Source organism: Bullifex sp. (assembly GCF_034103065.1).
Lineage (GTDB): Bacteria > Spirochaetota > Spirochaetia > Sphaerochaetales > Sphaerochaetaceae > Bullifex.
Genome location: NZ_JAXEGN010000007.1, coordinates 1 through 7409, shown reverse-complemented (window position 1 = coordinate 7409; position 7409 = coordinate 1). Strand labels below are relative to the sequence as shown.

At 31.2% G+C, this 7409-nt stretch carries 10 protein-coding genes; 2 read left to right on the top strand and 8 right to left on the bottom strand.

The annotated features are described in order from the left end of the window. A partial coding sequence (gene istA, locus SOY52_RS00260; protein ID WP_320846984.1) for an IS21 family transposase occupies nt 1–704 on the bottom strand: 704 nt, incomplete at its 3' end. A gap of 158 nt (nt 705–862) precedes the next feature. Between istA and SOY52_RS00255 the strand changes: the two genes are divergently transcribed. Then, a complete protein-coding gene (locus SOY52_RS00255) occupies nt 863–1402 on the top strand; it encodes a helix-turn-helix transcriptional regulator (RefSeq protein WP_320846983.1) in 540 nt (179 codons plus the stop codon). Between the two features lie 154 nt (nt 1403–1556). On the opposite strand, the gene SOY52_RS00250 is transcribed toward SOY52_RS00255, so the two are convergent. Continuing rightward, nucleotides 1557–1838 carry a type II toxin-antitoxin system YafQ family toxin gene (locus tag SOY52_RS00250; RefSeq protein WP_320846982.1) on the bottom strand — a complete coding sequence of 94 codons (282 nt, stop codon included), beginning with the start codon at nt 1836–1838 and terminating at the stop codon, nt 1557–1559. Next, entirely contained in the window at nt 1835–2107 is a 273-nt protein-coding gene (locus SOY52_RS00245) for a type II toxin-antitoxin system RelB/DinJ family antitoxin (RefSeq protein ID WP_320846981.1), read from the bottom strand. Before SOY52_RS00245 ends, SOY52_RS00250 begins: the two co-directional genes overlap by 4 nt. A 175-nt stretch (nt 2108–2282) precedes the next feature. Here SOY52_RS00245 and SOY52_RS00240 point away from each other — a divergent pair, with 175 nt between their 5' ends. After that, nucleotides 2283–2432 carry a hypothetical protein gene (locus tag SOY52_RS00240; protein ID WP_320846980.1) on the top strand — a complete coding sequence of 50 codons (150 nt, stop codon included), beginning with the start codon at nt 2283–2285 and terminating at the stop codon, nt 2430–2432. Between the two features lie 6 nt (nt 2433–2438). Here SOY52_RS00240 and SOY52_RS00235 read toward each other — a convergent pair whose 3' ends face one another. The 5 genes from SOY52_RS00235 to SOY52_RS00215 form a co-directional block, all read right to left on the bottom strand. Next, a complete protein-coding gene (locus SOY52_RS00235) occupies nt 2439–3467 on the bottom strand; it encodes an NAD-dependent epimerase/dehydratase family protein (protein ID WP_320846979.1) in 1029 nt (342 codons plus the stop codon). Beyond that, on the bottom strand, nt 3464–4198 hold the full coding sequence (locus SOY52_RS00230; protein ID WP_320846978.1) for a nucleotidyltransferase family protein: 735 nt from the start codon (nt 4196–4198) through the stop codon (nt 3464–3466). The genes SOY52_RS00235 and SOY52_RS00230 overlap by 4 nt, the downstream gene beginning before the upstream one ends. After that, nucleotides 4198–5412, bottom strand: coding sequence for a galactokinase family protein (locus SOY52_RS00225; RefSeq protein WP_320846977.1), 1215 nt, complete (start codon nt 5410–5412; stop codon nt 4198–4200). Before SOY52_RS00225 ends, SOY52_RS00230 begins: the two co-directional genes overlap by 1 nt. Nucleotides 5413–5426: 14 nt before the next feature. Continuing rightward, complete coding sequence (locus SOY52_RS00220; protein ID WP_320846976.1) at nt 5427–6902, bottom strand: nucleotide sugar dehydrogenase; 1476 nt, start codon at nt 6900–6902, stop codon at nt 5427–5429. A 160-nt stretch (nt 6903–7062) separates the two neighbouring features. Beyond that, on the bottom strand, nt 7063–7260 hold the full coding sequence (locus tag SOY52_RS00215; RefSeq protein ID WP_320846975.1) for a hypothetical protein: 198 nt from the start codon (nt 7258–7260) through the stop codon (nt 7063–7065). Between the last annotated feature and the right edge of the window lie 149 nt (nt 7261–7409).

Here is a 7409-nt window from a genome sequence, read left to right as displayed (position 1 = left end):
CCCTTTTCTTGAGGCCTACGGACTCTGCATAATTTGATATCAAAGCCATAATAATTAGCAAAGTTTTGCATCTCAGGAACAATTCTACGTTCAGGAGTTTCTTTGTCAATCATTATACGTTGAACAACCTGAGGCATGTTATCAAATAGGATTTCTTTAGGATATCCTCCATAGTATTCAAAAGCATATTGAATACAACTGATAAGCATAGGAAGTGATTCTGATGGTACAAACTGTACATACTTTTGTCTACTATAGCCAAGTATTAGAAGAAACACATGGAGCTTTTCCTGTTTACCATTTATATTAACAGTGTATCCAGGTAGTTCAGCCCAGTCAGCTTGTGCTTGTTGACCTGGTGTGGTTTCATATCTAATTGCAGAAATATCTAGTTCTCTTTTTATTTCTTTAACTGCTTTGGTTACTTCTGTTAAACCAATTTTAGCTCCTTTCTTTATAAGTATTCTGTGAATTGTTGTGGCATGCATTTCATTTTTCTTGAGAAGATCTCTAATGAAATCATAGTACTTTAAAATACGCCTATTATTTGGATCTGATGTTCTACTATATTTATCACTACTTCTAGCAAGAATTGATTTAATAGTATGCCTATGAATACCATATTTTCTTGAAAGTGCTAGCTGGGAAAAGTTTCCAGTTTTAAAATCTGCTCTGATACTCATTGCAATTGACTGTGCAGTCATAATCCCTCCATTTTTTAGTAGAAATTGAGGATTTGATTTGAACATAACAACACTTAAAAGTGAATAAACATTCAAGATTTCAAATAATTAATATTTTGAAATTCCCTCAACAATGTTTTGAAATATTTTTTAACAAAATTATATAGCGAGAATTTATTATGTCAATGGATTATGGGTTTTTAATTACAAAATTAAGAAAATATCTAGGAATTACAATAAAAGAGTTTGCTAGTAAAATAGGAATAGATACTTCTACAGAGTTTCAATATGAAAATAGTGGTAGAGTACCAGAAAAAATAATAGAAACAATATGCAATGTTTTTAATGTTAATATGGATTATTTTGAAGAAAAAATATCTGTTGAAGATGCTATATCATTTTCTGGAGATAATCATATGCGTGTGGAACGCATAAAACTTTTAATGAATGAAAGGAATATTTCTACTAATAAAGAGCTTGCAGAATTATCTAATGTAAGTACAAGTAGACTTTCTGAAATACTAAGAGAAAACTGTCCTCTTTCATTGGATAAGGCAAAAAAGATTGCTGATGCATTAAATGTTGGAGTTGATTATATTCTCTATGGTGATGTATCTAAGAAGGATAATCCTATTAATGATACTCTAATTAGATGGTTATGGTCTCATCCAGAAATAAGAAAAAAAATTTGGGATAAAATTCATTTTGATATTAAGTAACATGTGTCAATGAAGTACATGAAATCATCAAGAGTCCATCCTTTCCAGTCTCTGCCATAGAAGACTTCATTCTTTATCCTACCAAAGAATCCTTCACGGGCTGAGTTGTCAGGAGAGCATACCTTCTTTGAGATGGATATAACAGAAGCTACGTTTACTTCTTGAACAAATCAGAATGCGTACCAAGCCTATATAACATCAAAACTAGAACATCTCCGCGAATCTCATAAATAAGTGACCAGTCGGGCTCTACATGACATTCTCGAGTTCCTTTGTAGTAACCTTTCAAATCGTTATTTCTGTATTTTGCATCCAATGTACCACCACTGGCCAGAATATTGATTACCTCAAACAGCTTATCAAGGTTTTTATTTTGCTTTTTTTTAAGCTTTAAATCCTTTTTAAACTGAGTGGTAAACTGCACATCATACTTCATACATCAAGAGCCACCTTCAGTGCATCCATACTGGAATATCTTGGAGCCAAAGGATCGTCCATCAGCTTTCTGCCTTCATCAATGGCTGTAGCTGTTGTTTCATTCGGTACATCCAGTTTCAGTTCAAAGGGAATACCATGTTCGCGAATAGTTGTTCTCAGAAACAAATTAATGGCAGTGGTCATATTTAAACCGAGTTCGTTGAAAATTTCCTCTGCCTGGTATTTGATATTTTTATCGATTCTAATATTCAAATTTGTGGTTGCCATTTTGAATAACTCCATTCAAATATAAAATATGCAAAACTTCGGCTATTGTTAACACACTATCATTATAATTTATATGAAATATATCGTAATCTTTCTATGATTTTCTTTTTTGCAATGAGAGTAATATTTATTATCTTTCCTCCCGCGCTATATTTAAAACAATATCGGTGCAAATATGAGTATTGATAATAAACTTGAGATTGTTGCAGATGCTTCTTTAATATTTGGCCCTTTTAAAGATTTACTATCAGGCAAGGATATTGATTTTGAATCTATGATGACTTGTGCAATTAATATACGGGCGCTTTATAATAAACGCCCCTAATAATCGTTACATATAATAAGCTTTATACCACTTAGCAAATGCTCGTAATCCATCTCTTAAAGATGTAGATGGTTTAAAACCAAAATCTCTTTCAAGAGCAGAGGTATCAGCATAAGTTATTGGAACATCTCCAGGTTGCATTGGAACTAATTCTTTATGTGCTTCAAAGTCATAGTCTTCAGGAAGTACTCCTGCATTTACTAATTCTTCGGAGAGAATTTGAACAAAGTCTAAAAGATTTTCAGGATTATTGTTTCCTATGTTATAAACAGCATATGGAGGAATAGGGAGACCATCTTCACCTGTTTTCTTCTCTGGTGCTTTATTCATTACAAGCCTAATACCTTTTACAATATCATCAACATATGTAAAGTCTCTTTTACAATTACCATAATTAAAGATTTTAATTGTTTCACCTTTAATTAGTTTGTTAGTAAAGCTAAAGTAAGCCATATCAGGTCTTCCAGCTGGGCCATAAACTGTGAAGAATCTTAATCCTGTTGATGGAATGTTATATAGCTTAGAATAAGCATGAGCAAATAGCTCATTACTCTTCTTAGTTGCAGCATAAAGTGAAACAGGGTTATCTACTTTATCATCTGTTGAGTATGGAACCTTTTTATTTGAGCCATATACAGATGATGAGGATGCATATACTAAATGCTCTACAGGATAGTGTCTACATGCTTCAAGGATGTTGTAAAATCCTATCATATTAGATTCTATATATACATCAGGATTGGTAATTGAGTATCTTACTCCTGCTTGAGCTGCTAGATTAACAACAATATTAAAATGATATTTTTCAAATAAGCTATTAATAAGTTCTTTATCAGCAATACTTCCTTTAATAAAAGTAAAATCTTTATTTAATGATTCAATTTCTTTAAGTCTAAACTCTTTAAGTGAAACATCATAATAATCATTTAAGTTATCGATACCGATAATCTTATCATCAGTTGAATTTAATAATTCTTTAACTAAATTTGCACCAATAAATCCTGCTGCACCTGTTACTAAAATATTCTTTTTCATTTTATAGTAATTCCCTTATATTCAGTTTTTATCTTTTCATATCCTTCAATAGAGCCAACATCATATCTTTTGCCAGGCATAAGATATGCATGCACACTTCTTTTATTTATCAACCAAGAAATAAAAGAACCTGGAGCATCTGTTTTACATCCTTCCTTAATACCTTCTTTTATTAGCTTAATATCATCCTTTGTATAGTAGTAAAAAGGTGGAACAGCCCAATTTGATTTAGGCATCTCTGGCTTTTCTTCCATATCTATTACTTTTTCATTTTCATCTATTGTAATAACACCTGTTTTCCTTAACTTAGATATATCATTTTGTTCATGTCTCATTATACAGGTAGTTTTTTTTGCTTTAGCAAATTCAATAAAACCTTTTAAAGAAAAATCAAGGACATTATCTCCAGCTAATACAATTACATCATCATCTATTTTCTCTTTATCAATAGCAAACTCAATATCTTTAACAGCTCCTAATCGATTATCATTATCAGTTGAACCATCATCAAGAACTATTACGTTTTCTCGTGTTTTTTCCCAAGTTTCAAATTGCTCATAAAACTTATGGTTTGTTACTACAACAGTTTGATTGACACCAGAATCATTAATATCATCAAGAAGCCAATCAATTATTTTTTTACAACCTACTTCTAAAAGTGGTTTAGGAAAGTTTAGTGTTAGAGGATACATCCTTGTAGCATATCCTGCTGCTAATACAATACATGTCATTAAAATCTATCTCCTTCTGCTTTACCAACACCATCAGCTGTTGAACAGATGTATGCTTTATATTTTCCATTTAATGATGGGAATTCTTTTAAATACTCTCTTTCTACAGTTTCTTTAATGTATTCAGCCTTTTCTGGATCAATTAATGCCATACAACAACCTTTAAATCCTGCACCAGAGAATCTTGCACCATAAACACCATCAAGTTTAGAAAGAATATCATAGAGTTTTATTAACCAAGGAGAACCACATTCATAGTTCACAATGGAAGACATTCCACTTTCATTAATAAGTCTTCCAAATGATTCTATTTCACCATTTTTCCAACACTCAATTCCCTTTTCAACTCGATGCATTTCAGAGTAGAAGTGGTTACACCTCTTCTGCCATGAGGTTGGAAGTCTTACTCCAAACTCTTTAAATATTTCCTCTGGAATATTTCTAAGTCTCATATCTTGGAACTTTAAACCTTCATCAAGGTTATAGTCTCCACGTCTATCAGTTACTGCATAGGAATATAGTGCAAAAGCAGAAGCTTTACATTCATCAACTCGATTATTATAAGCAGAGGTTGCTAAGTTTCTCTCTAGTCCTGAAAAGAAGATACCTATTTTGAAAGGTTTCATCTTTTCTTGTAAAGGTATGTTTTTATATGAATCATCCTTACAGTCCATAAATAGGATATTATTTTTTCTACAAAGCGTTTCACAGCTTTGATCAAGTTTTCCAGAAGCAACACCTACGTATTCATTTTCTGCTTTTTTTGCAAGGTATATATATTCGCTATCAGATAACTCTATATCATTTACTTTACATAGAGCTTTCATATAACAAATCGTAACAGCTGCAGAAGATGAAATACCTCCTGAAGGGAGTGCTCCTCTAATAACCCCACAAAGCCCTTTTGTTAATTTATATTTCTCACTAATAGCTTTTGTTGCACCTCTAAGATAATCACCCCAATCGCCTTCCTTAGTCTCTGGAACAGAAGAAATATGGAATTGAACACGCTTTGGGAAGTTCATAGATTGTAGCTCTATTATTCCATTATTCTTTACTCCATATGCCATATGAACACCATAGTCTAAAGCAAAACCTAAGATAGGACCAAACTGGTGGTCTATATGAGCACCTAATGGACACACTCTGTATGGACAAAATGATGTTTCAGGTTCTCGATTGTAAATTTCTCTAAATTTTTCTTCGCAGTACATTTTTTCCCTCTTTTTTAATCTCTTCTAAATAAATCTCTTGTAAATACTTTTTCTTTAACATCATCAAGGCTTGCATCAAATCTATTTGCAATAATTACATCGCTTTTAGCTTTAAATTCACTTAAATTATTTACAACCTTAGAACCAAAGAAAGTGTCACCATTATTTAATGTTGGTTCATAGATAATTACTGTAGCTCCCTTAGCCTTAATTCTTTTCATAACACCCTGTATTGAGGATTGTCTAAAGTTATCAGAATTAGCTTTCATGGTAAGTCTATAAACGCCAATAATACATTCTCTTTCTTGGTCTTTAGAGTAATCACCTCTATTGTAATAGTCGTAGTATCCAGCCATATGCAGAATTTGATCTGCAATAAAATCTTTTCTAGTTCTATTAGATTCTACAATTGCGCTAATCATGTTTTGTGGAACATTATCAAAATTTGCTAGTAATTGTTTTGTATCTTTTGGTAGACAATAACCACCATAACCAAATGATGGGTTATTATAGTGTGTTCCTATTCTAGGATCTAAGCATACACCATCAATAATTTCTCTTGTATTTAATCCTTTTGTCTCTGCATAAGTATCAAGTTCATTAAAATATGAAACTCTCAAAGCTAGATACGTGTTAGCAAATAGTTTTACTGCTTCCGCCTCAGTGTAACCCATAAATAGAGTAGGGATATCTTCTTTTATCGCACCCTGTTTTAAAAGACTTGCAAATACATTAGCTTTATCTCTAGTTGTCTCATCACATGAAACAATAATTCTTGATGGATATAAATTGTCATATAATGCTTTTGATTCTCTTAAAAACTCAGGACTAAAAATAATATTATTTGTTTTATACTTTTTTCTAACAGATTCAGTATAACCAACTGGTATTGTTGATTTTATTACCATAGTTGCATTTGGATTAACTTTTAAAACTAATTCAATTACTGCTTCTACTGCAGAGCAGTCAAAGAAGTTTTTATTTGAATCATAGTTAGTAGGAGCTGCAATAATTACATAATCAGCATCTTTATATGCTGATTCACCATCTAAAGTTGCTGATAAATCAAGAACCTTTTCTGCTAAATACTTTTCAATATAATCATCTTGAATAGGAGATTTTCTATTATTAATCATTGCAACTTTTTCAGGAACAATATCAACAGCAACAACATGGTTGTGTTGGGATAGTAAAGTTGCAATAGATAAACCAACATATCCAGTTCCTGCAACAGCAATATTATATTTCTTGGTAAAGATTACTTTTTCAACTTTTCTTTCTTCAATAAATAAATCTGTAATATCGAAGTTTAGAACTTCACCAAGAGTCTGGAGTTGTAAAATAGAAGGAATATACTCTTGGTTTTCTATTTTACTAATCATTACTCTATTTATCCCAGTTTTATCAGCAAGCTGACTTTGAGAGAGTTTATTTTCTTTTCTCTTTGCCTCAATAAGTTTTGATAGTTTTTCTGTTGATAACTTTTTCAATTTATTCCCTCAAATAAAGTATTATGTAATTTAAAATTACAAAATAATTGTCGACTACATCGACATTGTCAGTTAAAATGACATTTTTGTCAACATTCATTTTAAATAACATTTGATATGTATATTTAAAATTTATTTTTGTAACTAAGAATAAAAATTATTATGGAAATGAAATCAAATATGTAATTATTACATTTGATTTCTTTAATCTATTTGATAATAGAAATTGTTGTAGGGTATTCCTCTGTTCAATCATAGAAGAAACAATTGTCGCTATTTCTTCTGATTCTTTTATGTCTTTAGCTATTTCATAATTAACAGCACTGACATGGTTTTTGTAATCATCCCAGGTTTTCATGATCTATCTTTCTCCTTACTTGATAGATGGTTAGACAGAATACCCATGGTTGTTAGAAAACAATCTGAACAGAATTATCTTTCATTAGGTTAATGAATTCATCAGAATCCATTAGCTTCGTTAAAAATACTACTGATTCATCTTCCATT

Bases quoted from the DNA above. Each gene is read 5' to 3' on its own strand.
- SOY52_RS00255 (WP_320846983.1), top strand. From the start codon at position 863: ATGTCAATGGATTATGGGTTTTTAATTACAAAATTAAGAAAATATCTA.
- SOY52_RS00250 (WP_320846982.1), bottom strand. From the start codon at position 1,838: ATGAAGTATGATGTGCAGTTTACCACTCAGTTTAAAAAGGATTTAAAG.
- SOY52_RS00240 (WP_320846980.1), top strand. From the start codon at position 2,283: ATGAGTATTGATAATAAACTTGAGATTGTTGCAGATGCTTCTTTAATA.
- SOY52_RS00230 (WP_320846978.1), bottom strand. From the start codon at position 4,198: ATGACATGTATTGTATTAGCAGCAGGATATGCTACAAGGATGTATCCT.
- SOY52_RS00245 (WP_320846981.1), bottom strand. From the start codon at position 2,107: ATGGCAACCACAAATTTGAATATTAGAATCGATAAAAATATCAAATAC.
- SOY52_RS00225 (WP_320846977.1), bottom strand. From the start codon at position 5,412: ATGTACTGCGAAGAAAAATTTAGAGAAATTTACAATCGAGAACCTGAA.
- SOY52_RS00215 (WP_320846975.1), bottom strand. From the start codon at position 7,260: ATGAAAACCTGGGATGATTACAAAAACCATGTCAGTGCTGTTAATTAT.
- SOY52_RS00235 (WP_320846979.1), bottom strand. From the start codon at position 3,467: ATGAAAAAGAATATTTTAGTAACAGGTGCAGCAGGATTTATTGGTGCA.